The organism is Pseudomonas sp. rhizo66 (assembly GCF_031931925.1).
GTDB lineage: Bacteria > Pseudomonadota > Gammaproteobacteria > Pseudomonadales > Pseudomonadaceae > Aquipseudomonas.
Map to the genome: position 1 here is coordinate 1 of NZ_JAUJWZ010000029.1, position 16,285 is coordinate 16,285.

The 16,285-nt window shown below is 60.5% G+C and carries 14 protein-coding genes and 1 pseudogene; 4 read left to right on the forward strand and 11 right to left on the reverse strand.

Translation table 11 applies throughout. The features are described 5' to 3' along the window. Positions 1-72: 72 nt before the first annotated feature. Positions 73-162 (forward strand): annotated as a pseudogene (locus QZR14_RS26125) (LysE family translocator); the annotation flags it as partial. Here the strand turns inward: QZR14_RS26125 and QZR14_RS26130 are convergent. From QZR14_RS26130 to QZR14_RS26155, 6 genes are all read right to left on the reverse strand, one after another. Next, on the reverse strand, positions 159-1,352 hold the full coding sequence (locus QZR14_RS26130) for a GAF domain-containing sensor histidine kinase (RefSeq protein ID WP_311998113.1): 1,194 nt from the start codon (positions 1,350-1,352) through the stop codon (positions 159-161). The pseudogene QZR14_RS26125 and the gene QZR14_RS26130 sit on opposite strands and share 4 nt — an antisense overlap. Positions 1,353-1,494: 142 nt before the next feature. Further along, on the reverse strand, positions 1,495-3,672 hold the full coding sequence (locus tag QZR14_RS26135; protein ID WP_311998114.1) for a TonB-dependent siderophore receptor: 2,178 nt from the start codon (positions 3,670-3,672) through the stop codon (positions 1,495-1,497). Between the two features lie 256 nt (positions 3,673-3,928). After that, positions 3,929-4,768, reverse strand: coding sequence for a glutathione-dependent disulfide-bond oxidoreductase (yghU, locus tag QZR14_RS26140; protein WP_311998115.1), 840 nt, complete (start codon positions 4,766-4,768; stop codon positions 3,929-3,931). Positions 4,769-4,844: 76 nt separating this feature from the next. After that, entirely contained in the window at positions 4,845-5,255 is a 411-nt protein-coding gene (locus QZR14_RS26145; protein WP_123450170.1) for a GFA family protein, read from the reverse strand. 2 nt (positions 5,256-5,257) lie between these two features. Beyond that, positions 5,258-6,334: an alpha/beta hydrolase family protein gene (locus tag QZR14_RS26150; protein WP_311998116.1), complete on the reverse strand. Its 1,077-nt coding sequence runs from the start codon at positions 6,332-6,334 to the stop codon at positions 5,258-5,260. A gap of 88 nt (positions 6,335-6,422) precedes the next feature. Further along, a complete protein-coding gene (locus QZR14_RS26155; RefSeq protein ID WP_311998117.1) occupies positions 6,423-7,349 on the reverse strand; it encodes a LysR family transcriptional regulator in 927 nt (308 codons plus the stop codon). Between the two features lie 124 nt (positions 7,350-7,473). On the opposite strand from QZR14_RS26155, the gene QZR14_RS26160 reads away from it, so the two are divergent. The 3 genes from QZR14_RS26160 (at position 7,474) to QZR14_RS26170 (ending at position 10,673) form a co-directional block, all read left to right on the forward strand. Then, positions 7,474-7,749, forward strand: a complete 276-nt coding sequence (locus tag QZR14_RS26160; RefSeq protein ID WP_311998118.1) for a DUF2798 domain-containing protein — start codon at positions 7,474-7,476, stop codon at positions 7,747-7,749. A 277-nt stretch (positions 7,750-8,026) separates the two neighbouring features. Continuing rightward, on the forward strand, positions 8,027-9,814 hold the full coding sequence (locus tag QZR14_RS26165; RefSeq protein WP_250604818.1) for a thiamine pyrophosphate-requiring protein: 1,788 nt from the start codon (positions 8,027-8,029) through the stop codon (positions 9,812-9,814). Positions 9,815-9,902: 88 nt separating this feature from the next. Then, complete coding sequence (locus QZR14_RS26170; RefSeq protein WP_250605462.1) at positions 9,903-10,673, forward strand: DUF72 domain-containing protein; 771 nt, start codon at positions 9,903-9,905, stop codon at positions 10,671-10,673. Between the two features lie 448 nt (positions 10,674-11,121). On the opposite strand, the gene QZR14_RS26175 is transcribed toward QZR14_RS26170, so the two are convergent. The 5 genes from QZR14_RS26175 to QZR14_RS26195 form a co-directional block, all read right to left on the reverse strand. Further along, positions 11,122-12,801, reverse strand: coding sequence for an MFS transporter (locus tag QZR14_RS26175; protein WP_311998119.1), 1,680 nt, complete (start codon positions 12,799-12,801; stop codon positions 11,122-11,124). A 188-nt stretch (positions 12,802-12,989) separates the two neighbouring features. Next, complete coding sequence (gene phnE / locus QZR14_RS26180; RefSeq protein ID WP_311998120.1) at positions 12,990-13,757, reverse strand: phosphonate ABC transporter, permease protein PhnE; 768 nt, start codon at positions 13,755-13,757, stop codon at positions 12,990-12,992. Beyond that, complete coding sequence (locus tag QZR14_RS26185; RefSeq protein ID WP_311998121.1) at positions 13,754-14,578, reverse strand: PhnE/PtxC family ABC transporter permease; 825 nt, start codon at positions 14,576-14,578, stop codon at positions 13,754-13,756. Before QZR14_RS26185 ends, phnE begins: the two co-directional genes overlap by 4 nt. Continuing rightward, positions 14,572-15,369, reverse strand: coding sequence for a phosphonate ABC transporter ATP-binding protein (locus QZR14_RS26190; RefSeq protein WP_250604828.1), 798 nt, complete (start codon positions 15,367-15,369; stop codon positions 14,572-14,574). Before QZR14_RS26190 ends, QZR14_RS26185 begins: the two co-directional genes overlap by 7 nt. Continuing rightward, on the reverse strand, positions 15,366-16,229 hold the full coding sequence (locus QZR14_RS26195) for a putative selenate ABC transporter substrate-binding protein (protein ID WP_311998122.1): 864 nt from the start codon (positions 16,227-16,229) through the stop codon (positions 15,366-15,368). Before QZR14_RS26195 ends, QZR14_RS26190 begins: the two co-directional genes overlap by 4 nt. Positions 16,230-16,285: the final 56 nt, after the last annotated feature.

The following is a 16,285-nucleotide window of genomic DNA, read 5'->3' on the forward strand; positions in this document are numbered from 1 at the left end:
TAGGGTGAGGGGCTTTTGATTTGGGGGTATGCAGAAAAATGGTTGCTCACTCGATGGTGACCTTCGCAGTGGTTGCTGACCCGTCCGGTATTGTCCCGTTGGGTCAGTCGTGTGGTCGGTTTTGGCGCGGCGATGCTGACGATGCGGCAGCGGGCGGCTTAAAGCCATTTGTATCGGGCGGGGAATCTTGCCACGAAGCAGGTTCCCGCCTCGGCGCTTGAGGTCACGCTCAAGGTGCCGTTGTGTGCCATCGCGATCTGCGAGGCGATATACAGCCCCAGCCCCAGGCCCTCGCAACGTTGCCCGGCTTCGGCCCGGGAGAACGGTTCGAACAGCAGTGGCATCAGTTGCGCTGAAATCGGTGTGCCCTGGTTGGTCAGGGAGATCACGATCTCGTCATTTTCTGCATACGCCTTGAGGACGATTGGCGCGCTGTTCGAGCCATGGGTGGCCGCGTTGCCCAGCAGATTGGAAAGTAATTGGCTGATGCGCAGCGCATCGCAATAAATACCCGCCGGCACATTCAGCTCATGGATAAACACCGCTTGGGGATGGGACGCTTGTACCTCGGCAAGGGTCAATTGCAGGGTGTGCTGCAAGTCATCCACCAGCTTGCGCTGCACCGGAATTCCGCCGCCCAGGCGTCCTCGGGCAAAGTCGAGGATGTTTTCGATCAACACGCCCATGCGCACCGAGCTGTTGCGAATCGCCGCAATCAGATTGAGCGAACGTTTATCTTCGGTTTTGCTTTGCAGCAAGTCGGCGCTCATGCGCACCGCGCTCAGTGGGGTGCGCAGGTCATGGCCGAGTACGGCGATGAATTGCTCGCGCAGGCGCCCGAGTTCATTGGCGTTGTTCAGCTCGATTTGGGTCGCTTCCAGATGGCGTTGCGTGTCCAGGTTCATGGCGATCAACTGAGCGAACAGGGTCAGTGTTTTGGTAATGGTCGGTTCGTCGATATTGGCCGGGACCGAGTCGATGGCGCACAGCGTGCCGAAGAAGTCGCCATTGGCTTTGACGATGGGAATGGAAATGTAGCTTTCCAGCCCGTAGGTTTTCGGCGTGTGGTGCAACGAAAACACCGGGTGCGCACTGGCGTGCCCGAAGATCACCGGCTGCTGATGCTGGCGGATCTCGTGGCAGATGGTCGATTCAAGTACCAGCTCGCCACCGGGTTTGAGCCCGAAATCAATGGAGTCATCGACGGCGCACGCCACCCAGTTGGTTTCAGTGACCCGCGCCACTGCGGCGAAACGCATGCCCGTGAGGTGCTTGACCATGCTCAGGATGACCGGCACCGCGTCAATGTTGCGGATGGCGTCGATGTCGGGGGTGAATACCGGATTGGTCATGGCGCGATGCTTCGTGAAGAATTCGCTTGGAGACTAACGGTTATTGCGGCTCATGACTAATGAACAGGCCAGAAAGTACAAGGGCGCCGTGGATTTTCCCGGGCGCCCTTGTTTTTTTGCTGCCGATCAGAACATCAGCGACTCAGAACTTGTACTTGGCCGTCAGCATGTAGCTGCGCGGGTTGCCGTAGTTGTCGTTGGAGCCCCACGTGACGTTGGAGCCGATGGCGGAGTAATAGACGCGATCAAAGATATTGTTTGCGTTGACCTGAAGATCCAGGTGTTTGTTGACCTCGTACCCGGCCATCAGGTCGGTGACCGCGTAGGCTCCCTGTTCGAGGCGGTAGCTACCGTTATTGGCCAGAGCGACGTCGTTGTACATGCGACTCTGCCAGTAAACGTTGCCGCCCACGCGCAGGTGTTGCAGCGGACCCTGGAAGCGATAAACGGTGGAGACTTTGAACAGATGCTCTGGCGTGTCGGTTTTGAAACGCTGATTGTTGTTGGCCGGGTTTTCGTCCTTGAGGTAGTGCGCGCGGGTGTAGGTGTAACCGGCGCCGACCTGCCAGTTGTCGGTCAGCGCGCCTTGCAGCTCCATGTCCACGCCCTGGCTACGCACCTTGCCCGATGACCCGTAGCACGTCAGGACCGGGCAGCCGAACTGATTGTCGGCCAGGGTGGCGCGGCCGGTCTGGTCCATCTGGAACACCGCCAGACTGGTGTTGAGGGCGCCGTCGAAATACTCGCCCTTGATGCCCACTTCGTAGTTTTCACCGACGATCGGCTCGAGCACCTTGCCGCTCAGGTCCTTCTGGGTTTGCGGGGTGAAGATGTCGGTGTAGCTGGCATAGACCGAGTGATGGTCGTCGAGTTTGTAGATCAGCCCGGCATAACGGGTGACGTTACGGGTGACTTTGTAGTCGCCATCGCCGGAACGGTCATCGTAATCGTACCAGTCGAGACGGCTGCCGAGGATCAGCGTCAGCGGATCAGCCAGGCTCAGGCGCGTGGTCAGGTACACCGCGTCCTGGGTGGTGACGTTGCGGGTTTTGCCGTCACGGACGAAATCAGGCTTGGGCGCACCAATCGGCCAGGCCGTGGTGTACGGATCGTATTCCTTGGTGGTCGCGTCATACACACGGTTGCTGGCGCCGACCACCAATTCGTGGCTGCGGCCGAACGCTTCGAAGGGGCCACTGGCGAACACGTCGAGCGAACGCTGCTTGTCGGTGTGGTGCGATTGGTAGGCCGTGGTTTCCAGCGGCCCGGCGTATCGCGACAGGTAAGTCCCGGAGAACTCGCCGTCGAGGGTCGAGGACGAGCCGGCGACGTGGAGTTTCCAGTCGTTGTCGAAACGATGCTCGACTTCACCGAACACCGTGTCGATCTGCAGCTTGCGGTTTTCCCAGTCGGTGCCCGGGTAGGTAGAGCGGGGCAGATCGAGGTGGTGGCCGTTGGTGCCGATCGGCAAGCCGCCCCAGAAATAGTTGGTCTGCTCATTCTGGCGCGAAAAGCCGAGGGTCGCGGTGGTGCTGTCGCTCAGGTCGGCTTCACCGATGGCGTAGAACAGGCCATGGTCGTTTTCTTCCTTGTCGCGGAAGCTGTCGGCGCCCTGATAGGAACTGACCACTCGACCACGCAGGGTGCCGCTTTCGTTCAATGGGCTGGAGGCGTCGATCTCGCCACGGTAGTCATCCCAACTGCCGGCGGCGCCGGTGAGGGTCACGCGCTGATCGGCAGTCGGGCGTTTGCGCACCAGGTTGATCGCCGCCGAAGGGTTGCCGGCGCCGGTGACCAGACCGGTCGCGCCACGGACAATTTCAACACGGTCGAACATCGTCAGGTTTGGTTGCACCGCCATCGAAAAGGGCGAATAGGAACTCGGCAGGCCGTCGTACATGATGGTGTCGATGTCGAAACCGCGCGAACTGTAGGTCTGCCGGCCCGGGCCGCTGGCCTGACTGAGGAACAGTCCCGGCGTGCCTTTCACCACGTCGTTGATGCTGGTCATGTTCTGGTCGTCCATGCGCTGGCGGGTGATCACCGTCACCGCTTGCGGCGTTTCGCGCATGGTCAGCGACAGCTTGGTCGCCGTCCGCATCGGGCCGGTGGTGTAGGACTGGGTGTCTTCGGTGGTGCTGCTCATCTGGGTCGCGCCGATTTCCGTTGCGTCCAGTTCCAGCGTGGCCGGTGCGGCGGCTTCAGGCGTGGCGGATGTTGCCTCGTCGGCCAGCGCCGATGTGACGCCGGCCATGCAGATGGCGAGTGCGAGCAGGTTCGGTGAACGGTTTGAGCGGCGGTGAATGGTGCGAAACGACATCAATCTGCTTCCCCAAATGATACGAAGACGAATCCAGTGCGAGTGCGTGTAGGAATTATTCGCATTAGTGTGTCAGATCATTCCGGGTGAAGAAAGCCGTACGGCTCAGTTAGTTAACGAATTTTTCACAATCGGCCGGGCGCTCTGCGTCGCGGGTTGGCGCAGAGTCGCGGTTTTTCGGGGGCGAGACAGAGGCAAAACGGGCCGATCACAAACGCTTGTGATCGGCCCGCTGCTGAAGGTGATGAAAGGGCTGTCAGTTCAAATCTTTAGCCTCGTGACGCTCGGGTACTTGGGTTGCTTCATCGCCCCAGGTGCGATTGACGCGTTGCCCACGAATGACCGCCGGCCGCTGGGCGATATCCTCGGCCCAGCGCTGTAAATGGGTGTATTCGTGAGCCGCGAGAAACTCGGCCGCCGAGTAAACGTTGTTGCGCACCAGTTGCCCGTACCACGGCCAGACCGCGATATCGGCGATGGTGTAGTGGTCGCCAGCCAGATAGGCACTTTCGGCCAGACGACGGTCGAGCACGTCCAGTTGCCGCTTGGCTTCCATGGTGAAACGGTTGATCGGATACTCCATTTTCTCTGGCGCATAGGCATAGAAATGTCCGAAACCGCCGCCAAGATACGGCGCCGAGCCCATCTGCCAGAACAGCCAGTTCAACGTTTCGGTACGGCCCGCCGGATCCTTCGGCAGGAAAGCATCGAACTTCTCGGCCAGATACAGCAGGATCGAACCCGATTCGAATACGCGAATCGGTGGCTCGACACTGCGATCGAGCAACGCCGGGATTTTCGAGTTCGGGTTGATCTCGACAAAGCCGCTGGAGAACTGGTCGCCCTCGCCAATGCGGATCAGCCACGCATCGTATTCGGCAGCGCTGTGCCCCAGCGCCAACAGCTCTTCGAGCAGAATGGTCACCTTCACGCCGTTGGGCGTGGCCAGCGAGTAGAGCTGCAACGGATGCTTGCCGACGGGCAGGGTTTTGTCATGGGTCGGCCCGGCAATCGGCCGGTTGATGCTGGCGAACTGGCCACCGGACGGGGCTTCGTTTTTCCAGACCTGGGGTGGAACGTACGGCGCTTTGCTCATGAAAGGGGCCTCATCGTTGGCGAGTGGAAAAATACCTGCTGAGAATAGACAGGACACCACAGAAACAGGGTGAGACTCAACGCTGCGGCCATTGATCCTTGATTTCAAACCATGGCGCCTTCGACGTTACTTCGACGTGTTGCTGTTTTTCCGTGGTGAACGTCGTGTCCAGCGTGCCCAGGGCTACCGAGATCCAGTCGCGGTACTCACCCTGATTGTTTGCCCAGAACAGCGACGAGCCGCAGTTCAGGCAAAACTGGCGTTGTACCGATTGCGAAGACTGATAGGCCTTGAGCTGTTCGGCGCCCTCCAACAGTTCCAGGTTCTGCCGCAGCACGCTGCCATAACTGGCAAACGCTGCGCCGTGGCTTTTGCGGCACTGGCTGCAGTGGCAGTGCGAAAGCGCTTTGGGCCGTGAACGGATCTGGTATTTCACCGCTCCGCACAGGCAACTGCCCCGGAAGGTCTGAGGGGAGGGCGTGAGCATTGTTATTGGGGTTCCTGGTAAGTAATGGCTGGTTTCAAGCGGTCAGGTGACGGCGCCAGAAACCCGCTGATCAGGGAAATCACCTGTTGTTGAATGACCGCACGCGGACGACCACCGTCGCCATCGGTGCAGATGATGCTGTCGCCCGGTACATCCTCGTCGAGCATGGCCACGGCGCCAGGTTTGCAGATTGCCATGAAACTGAAGTGACTGGCGTCGCTGATCTCGACGAAATGCGATGAGGTTTTTGGCAGACGTTTGGCGAGGTCGACGGACTCCAGTTCAGCGGGCAGTTCTTTCGACGGCACGCCGGCAGCGATCACCAGGATCGGCACGGGGTAGGCCGCGAGGCTGGCGTCGGTCATCCCGCGCGACAGGCCCAGGTCCAGTGAAACCACGGCAGTGACGCGCTTGTCACGCCAGTCGGCGGCCAATTGAGCTTTCGCTTGCGCGGTGTTTGCAGTGTTCATTTGTTGGTAAGCGGTGCAACTGGCCAGTTGTGGATGGACTTTGCAGTCGTCGGCAAAACGCTCGGGGTCGAAGCGTGCGCCGCCGGCTTCGAGGACCGTCCAGCCGCCGAGCGAATGGCCGACAATGGCAATTCGATCCTTGGCCACTGCGCCGAACTTTTCCGGTTGTGCCGTCACCGCATCGATAGCGCGGCTGAGGTCAACGGGGCGTTGCCACAACTGCGCCGCCGCTTGCGGGCTGCGGTCGCGGCTGGTGGTGCCGGGATGATTGACCGCCGCGACGATGTAACCCTCATGGGCCAGTGCACTGGCCAGCCACGTCTGGTTGATCCAGCTACCGCCGTTGCCGTGGGAAAGCACCACCAATGGATGCTCGCCCTTGGCGGCCGGGGCGTCGAGCACCGCAGGGGCGCCGACGAATACCGGGTTGTCGCCGAACAATTGTGGCGTCGCAGAGGTGGGCGAACTTGGGTACCAGACGACCATTTCTACCGGGCGCTCATTTAGCGGATCCGCCAGCGTGGCGTACTGGAAACCAACGGGTTGGGTGTCCGCGAACACGGGGCTGCTCAAGCAGATCATGAGCAGAGCGCCGAGAGACTTTTTCATTGTTGTTATCTTCCGTGATGGGCCGAATGGGCGAGGTGGACTTTGCCCGAATTCGCGCGCTTGAGCGAGCCTCTATGAGCCCTGCCTCTTAAACATTTTCCATCGGCCAGCGCGTGGCCAGATGTGCTGTCAGATAATCCAGAAAGGCTTTGACCTTCGGCGTCATCGCCGCCCGTTCCTGCACGCAGGCGTAGATGTCCATCGGCTCGACAACGGAGTGAGCGGCGCCGCTATGTTCAAACAGCGGCACCAGTTGCCCGCTTGCGAGATACGGCGCGGCGACAAACTCCGCCAGTCGCGTGATCCCGGCACCGTGAACCGCCATTTGCGCCAGTGCATCAATGTCATCACTGATGGCGGTGGCATTGATGGGGGCGTCGAAACGCTGGCCGTCGCGGATAAAACTCCAGCGCAGAAACCGCCCGTCCAAGGGATAACGAAAGGCCAGGCAGGCGTGGTTCTGTAAATCATCCGGCGATTGCGGCCACCCGGCGCGCTGCAGATAGGCTGGCGCGGCGCACATGATGAAGGGCAGCGAAACGATCTTGCGCGCGACGATGCCGTCCTCCAGTTGCGGCTTGATCCGCAGGCTCAGATCAATGCCGTCCTGGATGTGGTTGATCTTGCCATTGGTGGTCGAGAGTTCGATGAGCAGGCGCGGATGCTGCGCAGCAAACCCGGCGATCAGCGCGGCCAGCACATGACGGCCGAACGCGGAGGTCGAGGCGATACTCAAACGGCCCTGTAACTCGCGCTCATCGCGGCTGATCGAGCTTTGCGCGGCTTCCAGGTCCGCCGCAATCCGGCGGACTTTCTCGTAGTACACCGCGCCGTTTTCGGTGAGCGCCATGCTGCGCGTGGTGCGTTGCAACAGGCGCACACCGAGGTGCGTTTCCAGCCGATTGAGTGTCTGGCTCACTGCTGCCGCACTGACGCCGAGAATCTTCGCGGCGCCGACAATCGAGCCTGATTCCACCACTTTGATAAAACAGGCAATCGCCGCTAACAGATTCATTCATCGTCACGCTGAGGGCTGATTCGTAAGTTCTGCTTTATAAAGTACCTGCGCTTGAGCGTCTAGTTGCTCGGGGGCGACCTTGCTAACGTGCGGTCTCCCTGTCACTGGATGGAAAAGCCATATGAATCAACCAACCCGCGCCGAAGCCCTGAACATCAACCGCCGCAAGCTGTCACCGCGCGCCACGCCGTATGTTTTCGCGCTGTACATGGCGACGATCATGGCGTTTCTGATGTCGCTGGTGATCACCGCCGCCAATTCGGGCATTGATAACGACTACCTGAGTAATGCCTTGCACGCCTACAAGCTGGCGATGCCCGTGGCGTTTCTGTGCATTCTCGTCGTGCGGCCGATCGTGATCAAACTGGTGGCGTTCACGGTGCATCCGCATCGTTGAAAGCCTCCGCGTCATCAGTGGCTGTTCTGACGTCTTCGCGAGCAGGCTCGCTCCCACATTTGCAACTCGATTCCCTGTGGGAGCGAGCCTGTTCGCGAATGGCCTCGCCGCCGACCGAGAGGTCTTGTGCTGTCCTGACAGTCTGGTTCGCAAACAAGAACCGACTCGGGGAAATCCATCGAAACTTCGCCAACGTACCTAGTGTCCAGACCCTTACAGTGCCCGACGGATGTTCTGCCGGGGCAGCTCCATACAGCGGAGAAAGACGAGGATCGAGATGACGATGACAGTGGGAGATTTTCTGGTTGAGCGGCTCAGCCAATGGGGCGTCACGCGGATTTTTGGTTATCCGGGCGACGGTATCAACGGCGTGTTCGGCGCGCTCAGTCGGGCCAACGGAAAGATCGAGTTCGTCCAGGCCCGGCATGAAGAAATGGCCGCGTTCATGGCCTCGGCACATGCCAAGTTCACCGGCGAGTTAGGTGTGTGCATCGCCACCTCCGGCCCGGGCGCCTCGCACCTGATTACCGGCCTCTATGACGCGCGCATGGACCACATGCCGGTGTTGGCCATCGTCGGTCAGCAGGCACGCACGGCGCTGGGCAGTCACTATCAGCAAGAGCTGGATCTGGTGTCGATGTTCAAGGATGTCGCCGGGGCATTTGTGCAGCAGGCGTCGGCGCCTTCGCAGGTACGGCATTTGCTCGATCGTGCGGTGCGCACGGCGGTGGGTGAGCGCCGGGTCACCGCGCTGATTCTGCCCAACGATTTGCAGGAGCTGAAATACGAAGCTCCGGCGCGCGCCCATGGCACCGCGCATTCCGGGGTGGGTTACACCAAACCCAAAGTGCTGCCTTATGACGAGGATCTGCAGCGCGCCGCCGAGGTTTTGAACGCCGGAGAGAAGGTCGCGATTCTGGTTGGCGCGGGGGCTTTGCAGGCGACCGATCAAGTCATCGCGGTGGCGGAAAAACTCGGCGCCGGGGTCGCCAAGGCGCTCCTGGGCAAAGCCGTGTTGCCGGACGATCTGCCTTGGGTCACCGGCAGCATCGGCCTGCTCGGCACCGAGCCGAGCTATAAACTGATGAGCGAATGCGACACCTTGCTGATGATCGGCTCGGGGTTTCCGTATTCGGAGTTTCTGCCCAAGGAAGGCCAGGCGCGTGGCGTGCAGATCGATTTGCAGCCCGACATGCTCAGCCTGCGTTACCCGATGGAGGTCAATCTGGTCGGCGACTCGGCAGAAACCCTCGCCGCGTTATTGCCGCTGCTCGAACAGAAAACCTCCAACAAGTGGCGCAAGAAAGTCGAAGGCTGGCGCGGTAGCTGGGAGAAAACCCTGGAAAGACGCGCAATGGCCAAGGCTGATCCGGTCAACCCGCAAAGGGTGGTGTACGAGTTGTCGCCGCGCTTGCCCGATGAGGCCATCATCACCAGCGACTCCGGCTCCTGCGCCAACTGGTTTGCCCGTGACCTGAAAATCCGCCGTGGCATGCAGTGCTCGCTGTCCGGTGGTCTGGCGTCCATGGGCGCCGCTGTGCCTTACGCGATTGCCGCCAAGTTTGCTTATCCGGAGCGTTCGGTGATTGCGCTGGTGGGTGATGGCGCGATGCAGATGAACAACATGGCCGAACTGATCACCGTCGCCAAATACTGGCGGCAATGGGCGAGTCCGAAATGGATCTGCGCGGTGTTCAACAACGAGGATCTTAATCAGGTCACGTGGGAGCAGCGGGTGATGGAGGGCGATCCGAAGTTCGAAGCCTCGCAAAGTATCCCGGATGTGCCTTATCACTTGTTCGCCATTTCCATTGGCCTGAAAGGCATTTTTGTCGATCGCGAAGAAGACGTTGCCGCAGCCTGGGAAAAGGCATTGGCCTCGGAAGTGCCGGTGGTGATCGAGTTCAAGACCGACCCGAACGTGCCACCCTTGCCGCCGCACATCAAGCTTGAGCAGGCGAAGAAATTCGCCACGACGCTGCTCAAGGGCGATCCGGATGAGGCCGGGGTAATCGTGCAAACCGCCAAGCAGGTGCTCGGCGCGGTGTTGCCCGGAAAAAAATAACCGATTAGCACACAGGTTTGATCGTTCCCACGCGGAACGAGGGAACGATCACCGAACGATCTGCGCCTACAGGTGAGGAGGTGTGTTTTTGATTTTCATTGGCTGTGCAGGCTGGAGTCTGGGTCGCGAGCATTGGCCGGCATTTGCGGTGGAAGGCTCGCACTTGCAGCGCTATGCCGCGCGCCTCAACTGCGCGGAAATCAATAGCTCGTTCTATCGTCCCCATCGCCGGCAAACCTACGAACGTTGGGCCGACGGTGTACCGGAGACCTTTCGCTTTTCGGTGAAAATGCCCAAACACATCACCCATGAATTGCGCCTTGCGGGGTGCGAGTCAGCGCTGGACAAGTTTCTGACTGAATGCGGTGGTCTGGGCGAGCGCCTCGGCTGCTTGCTTGTGCAATTGCCGCCATCACTGGCGTACAACGAAGCCATCGCCGAAGCCTTCTTCGTGATATTGCGTCAGCGCTTCTCTGGCCCTGTGGTGCTTGAGCCACGGCATGAATCGTGGGTCAGCGCTGAGCCAATATTGAAGACTTGTCAGATCGCCCAAGCGGTCGTCGATCCCTCGCGCATCAGCAGTGATGCAGCGCCCAGTGGCTGGGCGGGAATCCGTTACTGGCGTCTGCACGGCGCACCGCGCATTTACCACAGCGCCTACGATTCTCCTTACCTGCAAAGTCTCGTACAAGCCTTGCAATCAGTGGCTGCAGCAGGTGCGGCGACCTGGTGCATTTTCGACAACACTGCCAGTGGCGCAGCACTGGGCAATGCCTTGGCGCTGGCCACACTGACGGCCGAATGGGAGCAGATATGTGCGGCCGTGAAACTCAATCTGGCGAAGAAGCCCTCACCCTAGCCCTCTCCCAGGGGGAGAGGGGACTGACCGAGGTGTTTGTGCAAGTAACGCCGACTTGAAATACCGAGTTGAACGCAAGATTTGAAAAGCACACAAATCGGCTCCCTTTCCCCCTCGCCCCCTTGGGGGAGAGGGCTGGGGTGAGGGGGTAGATCCAGCAGGCTGTTGCGATCGCCTGCAAAACACTAATTACCATCGGCCACTTTGCGCTCTATCTCATCGATCTTGCGCTGTAGCGTCTCGGTCTCCAAGATCGCGCTCGACCACATTCACCGGTTCGCCGGACGTGTCGGTGGGTGGGGCGTTCGGGGTTTTATCGTCGCTGTTCATGTTGGTGACCTCCAGTGGTGTAAACATTGGAGGCAGGCAGTGCGGCAGGCGTTCGATATTTTTGCCGGGTTGTGCAGAATGGCGCCCTCCCGCGGTGGAGAGGGCGCGCTGACGGTTTTCAATCCTTGAGAATGTCGCGATCCTTGGTTTCCGGCAGGAAGAACGTGCCGAGTACCGCTGTCATCACCGCAATCACGATCGGGTACCACAAGCCGTAGTAGATATCCCCGGTCGCGGCGACCATGGCAAAAGCCACCGTCGGCAGGAAACCGCCGAACCAGCCGTTACCGATGTGATACGGCAGCGACATCGAGGTGTAGCGGATGCGGGTCGGGAACAGCTCGACCAGCCACGCCGCGATCGGGCCGTAGACCATGGTCACGTAGATCACCAGCACGGTCAGCAGGAGCAGCACCATCGGGTAATTGGTTTTCGCCGGGTCGGCTTTCTCCGGATAACCGGCCTCCTTGAGCGCGGTGCCGAGGGTTGCAGTAAACGCATCGTTACGGGTCTTGAAGTCGGCGGCTGGCAGGGCGCTGCCTTCGAAACTTTCGACCACTTTGTCGCCGATGCGCACTTGCGCGACGGTGCCCGGCTCTGCAATCACGTTTTCATACGGGATCGCCCGTTTCGCCAGCAATGTCTTGGCCAGGTCGCAGGAACTGGTGAATTTGGCCTTTCCCACCGGGTCGAACTGGAACGAGCACTGATCCGGGTTGGCGATCACTTTGACCGGGTTCTTCTCCTGGGCGATAAACACGTCAGGGTTACCGTACTGGGTCAGTGCGTGGAAGATCGGGAAGTAGGTCAACGCCGCCAGAATGCACCCGGCCATGATGATCGGCTTGCGCCCGATGCGGTCGGAGAGGCTGCCGAAGATCACGAAGAACGGCGTGCCGATCAACAGTGATCCGGCAATCAACAGATTGGCGGTCTGCGGGTCGATCTTCAATGTCTGCAGCAGGAAAAACAACGCATAGAACTGCCCGGTGTACCAGACCACCGCTTGCCCGGCCGTACCGCCGAGCAACGACATGATCACCACTTTGAGGTTGTCCCAGCGCGCGAAGGATTCGGTCAGCGGCGCTTTCGACGCCTTGCCTTCAGCCTTCATCTTCTGGAACACCGGCGACTCGCTCAGCTGCAGGCGGATGTACACCGAGACAATCAGCAGCAGGATCGACAGCAGAAACGGGATCCGCCAGCCCCAGGCTTCGAAGGCTTCAGTGCCCAGCGCGGTGCGACAGGCGAGGATCACCAGCAGCGACAGAAACAGGCCGAGGGTCGCGGTGGTTTGAATCCATGAAGTGAAGAAGCCGCGTTTGTTGCGCGGCGCGTGTTCGGCCACGTAGGTCGCGGCGCCGCCATACTCGCCACCCAGCGCCAAGCCTTGCAACAAGCGCAGGGTAATGAGAATGACCGGGGCAGCGACACCGATGGTCGCGTAACCGGGCAATATGCCGACAATCGCGGTGGAGACGCCCATGATGACGATGGTGATGAGGAACGTGTGTTTGCGCCCGATCATGTCGCCGAGCCGGCCGAACACAATCGCTCCGAACGGCCGCACCGCAAACCCGGCGGCGAAGGCGAGGAGGGCGAAGATAAACGCGGTGGTTTCGTTAACGCCAGCGAAGAAGTGCTTGGCGATGATCGCCGCCAGTGAGCCGTAGAGATAAAAATCGTACCACTCGAAAACCGTGCCCAAGGATGAAGCGAAGATAACCTTGCGCTCCTCCTTGGTGATGCCGCCGCTGCGCGGTGGACTGCCGGTGGATGCTGTGTCGATTGTGGCCATGGGTATTCTCCGTCGTGCTTATTGTTGTAGGCCGGAGTCCCCCGTTACTGCTTGTCGCACTCTGGCCTTGTGGCAAATGCCGCCATTGCTCCCGCGTGAAACCTGCACAGTCTGACCGCCTCGCATTGCTGCAAGTTTTCCTGAAGCATAATCAGCTTTTGTCAGATATCCACTCGCACGCCTGCGTACTAGGCCTTCACCCAGCGCTGGCGGCTCCAGGCGCTCAACCAGTCGACCACAAACACCAGCACCAACATGGCCAGAATCACTGTGCTGGCCTTGGCTTCCTGAAACAGGCTCAGGCTCACATAAAGCATCTGCCCAAGCCCGCCGGCACCGACAAAACCGAGCACGCTGGCCATGCGGATGTTGTTTTCCCAGCGGTACAGAACGTAGGCGAGCAGTTGTGGCGCAAGGTTCGGAAGGGTGCCGTAGCAGAAGGCCAGAATCGGGTTGCAGCCCTGCAAGCGAATGGCTTCGGCCGGTTGTGGCGGGGTATTTTCCAGTGCTTCGGCGAACAATCGACCGAGCACGCCAGTGGTGTGCAGGGCGAGGGCTAGGGTGCCGGCGTTCGGGCCGAGGCCAGCGGCAAGTACCATCAGCGCGGCCCAGACCAGTTCCGGTATTGCCCGCAAGGCATTAAGCAGCAGGCGCGAAGCACTTTGCAGTGGCCAGCCGAAACGCCCGGCGGCAGGCAGGGCGAGCACAATGCCGAACACAGCGGCGAGCAGGGTGCCGAGCGCCGACATGGCCAGGGTTTCCATCGACCCGTGCAAGATTGCTTTAAGATAATCCGCGCTCAGATCCGGGCTGAGAAAACGCTGCACATACGCGCCCATCTGCTTGAGGCTGGTGGCGCTGCCCAGTTCGCCGATATCCAGTCCCAGATAAGCGAAGGACGCGATGACCGCCAACGCGATACCAGCGATCAGCAACAGGTTGATCAGACGGTTCATGTCAGCCTCCAGCGCAGCAAGCGGCTGAGTTGGTCGGCGACCAGAACCAGCACCAGGAAGCACAGCAGAATACTGGCGACTTCACCGCCAGCGAACATGCGGATCGACAGGTCGATCTGCTGACCGAGACCGCCGGCGCCGACAAACCCCATCACCACCGAAGCGCGGATTGCGCATTCCCAGCGATAGACCGTGTACGAGAGCAGTTCTGACGCGACGTTGGGCAACGTGCCGTAAGCAAACGCTGCCAGCCTTCCACTGCCAGCCTGCAACAGCGCGTGCGCCGGACGCTGATCGGTCGATTCGAAAATCTCCGCGTAGACCTTGCCGAGCATGCCGCTGTAAGTGATTGCGATCGCCAGCACACCGGCCGCCGGGCCCAATCCGACAGCGCGGACAAACAACAGCGCCCAGACGATTTCCGGCACGCTGCGCAAAAAAATCAGCAAGCCGCGCACCGGCCAGCGCAACAGACGGCCCAATCGACTGGGCACGCCACCGCGTGAAGCGGCGGACAGCGACAGCGAACGACTGGCAACCAGGCCCGCCGGTATCGCCAATACCAGCGCCAAAGCCATGCCGGCGGTGGCGATGGCCAGGGTTTGCAGGGTGGCTTTGAGCAATAGCTGCAGAAACGCTTCGTCGTGCGCAGGAGGCCAGAACTGCGCGACAAAACGGCCCATTTCATTCTGGCTGTCTGGGAGTAACACCCCCAGGTTCAACTCGCTGAGCTGAATGCCCGGCCACAGCAACGCAATCGCCAGCAACGTCAGCAGCAGCCGTGGCCATGCCGCGGGGTCTCGTGAATCCGCCTTCAGCATCGTGGAATCTGCACAGTCAAAGGCGCCACCGCAGCGGTCGGTGATTGCAGTTTTTCGTTGGCGTACAGCGCGTCGAGCATCGCGTGGCTGACTTGACCGGAAGGGCTGTCGAACAGAATCTGCCCGTCGCGCAGACCGATGATCCGTGGGAAGTGCGAAAGCGCCAGATCCACCGCATGCAAGCTCGCCACCAGTGTGACGTTGTGCTCGCGGGCATGCCGCGAGAGGATCGACAGTGTGTGCCCGGCCATGACCGGATCCATTGCCGACACCGGTTCGTCAGCCAAGAGGATTTCCGGCGCCTGATACAACACACGGGCAATGCCGACGCGTTGCAACTGGCCGCCAGACAATTGCTGGCAATGCGCAAACAGCTTGTCGCCCAGATCCAGTCGCGCCAACGCCGCGCGGGCACCGGCCACATCCAGTGGGTGCAACAGGTTCAAGAGACTTTTACCCAAGCTCCACTGGCCGAGCTTGCCGGCCAATACCGCCGTCACCACACGCTGACGCGGCGGCAGCGGCGGCGCTTGATGCACCAGACCGATCCGCGCGCGCAGACGCTGGCGTTGGCGGGCCGACAAGTGCCAGGCACGTTCGCCCAGCACTTCAATCTCTCCGCTGCTGGGCCGCAGGGCGGTGGCCAGCAGGTTGAGCAAACTCGACTTGCCGGCCCCGGACGGTCCAATGATCGCGACCTGTTCGCCGACGCCAATCTGCAAATCGACACCGCGCAGGGCGTCGACTCCATTGGCGTGGCGCAGGTTGCCCTGATTGAGGCGTAGGGTCATTTCAGCAGTTCGGCAGCGCGGGCGGCTTCCTCGATGCCCTTGTAGTTCTCGGGCTTGGTGTCGATGAAGCGGCTGGCCGCTTGCAGATCAAGAATCTTCTTCTGCTCAGGGTTGGCCGGGTCCAGATCAAGGAAGGCTTTCTTGATCTTCGCGGCCAGTGCCGGGTCGAGGGTGCCGCGCACGGTCCAGTTGTAATCGAAGTAGGTCGGGGTGGTGGCGAAGACTTTGACCTTGTTGGTGTCGACCTTGCCGGCATCGACCAGTTTCTGCCAGACACTGGCGTTCAGCACACCGGCATCGACCTTGCCGGCCTGCACCCAGGCCACAGTGGCATCGTGGGCGCCGGAGTAGGCGACACGGCTGAAATAACCTTCAGGCTTGATGCCGTCGTTTTTCAACATGAAGTATCGCGGCATCAGGCTGCCGGAAGTCGACGACACCGAACCGAAAGCGAAGGTCTTGCCCTTCAGGTCGGCGAGGCTATGCACATTCGGGTCGGCGGTGATGAATTTACTGGTGAACTGCGCGTCCTGTTCCCGCTGCACCAACGGAATGACCGGCGTGGTCGCATCGGTCTTCAAGCGCGCCTGCACGAATGTGAAGCCGCCAAGCCAGGCCATATCGAGGCGATCAGTCGCGAGAGCTTCAACCACCGCCGGATAGTCGGCCACCGGCACGAACCGCACCTTCATGCCCAATTGCTGTTCCAGATAAGCCCCCAGCGGTTCGAACTTGCGCAGCAGCTCGGTCGGGGCTTCATCGGGAATCGCGCTGACGCGCAAAACGTCGGCCGCCTGGGCCATGAATGCAGAAAAGGACAGGGCCAGGCCGGCGGTCAGTGCCAGTGTTCGTTTGAGCATGGAATTCTCCGTTTCGTGAGCGTCAAAAAGTGTGAAGAGCTGAACCAGGGCGCTAC

Excerpts from the sequence above, each read along its gene's own strand:
- QZR14_RS26150 (WP_311998116.1), bottom strand. The coding sequence starts at position 6,334 with ATGAAAAAGTCTCTCGGCGCTCTGCTCATGATCTGCTTGAGCAGCCCC.
- QZR14_RS26185 (WP_311998121.1), bottom strand. The coding sequence starts at position 14,578 with ATGCTGAAGGCGGATTCACGAGACCCCGCGGCATGGCCACGGCTGCTG.
- yghU (WP_311998115.1), bottom strand. The coding sequence starts at position 4,768 with ATGAGCAAAGCGCCGTACGTTCCACCCCAGGTCTGGAAAAACGAAGCC.
- QZR14_RS26145 (WP_123450170.1), bottom strand. The coding sequence starts at position 5,255 with ATGCTCACGCCCTCCCCTCAGACCTTCCGGGGCAGTTGCCTGTGCGGA.
- QZR14_RS26195 (WP_311998122.1), bottom strand. The coding sequence starts at position 16,229 with ATGCTCAAACGAACACTGGCACTGACCGCCGGCCTGGCCCTGTCCTTT.
- QZR14_RS26165 (WP_250604818.1), top strand. The coding sequence starts at position 8,027 with ATGACGATGACAGTGGGAGATTTTCTGGTTGAGCGGCTCAGCCAATGG.
- QZR14_RS26135 (WP_311998114.1), bottom strand. The coding sequence starts at position 3,672 with ATGTCGTTTCGCACCATTCACCGCCGCTCAAACCGTTCACCGAACCTG.
- phnE (WP_311998120.1), bottom strand. The coding sequence starts at position 13,757 with ATGAACCGTCTGATCAACCTGTTGCTGATCGCTGGTATCGCGTTGGCG.
- QZR14_RS26190 (WP_250604828.1), bottom strand. The coding sequence starts at position 15,369 with ATGACCCTACGCCTCAATCAGGGCAACCTGCGCCACGCCAATGGAGTC.
- QZR14_RS26155 (WP_311998117.1), bottom strand. The coding sequence starts at position 7,349 with ATGAATCTGTTAGCGGCGATTGCCTGTTTTATCAAAGTGGTGGAATCA.
- QZR14_RS26130 (WP_311998113.1), bottom strand. The coding sequence starts at position 1,352 with ATGACCAATCCGGTATTCACCCCCGACATCGACGCCATCCGCAACATT.
- QZR14_RS26160 (WP_311998118.1), top strand. The coding sequence starts at position 7,474 with ATGAATCAACCAACCCGCGCCGAAGCCCTGAACATCAACCGCCGCAAG.
- QZR14_RS26175 (WP_311998119.1), bottom strand. The coding sequence starts at position 12,801 with ATGGCCACAATCGACACAGCATCCACCGGCAGTCCACCGCGCAGCGGC.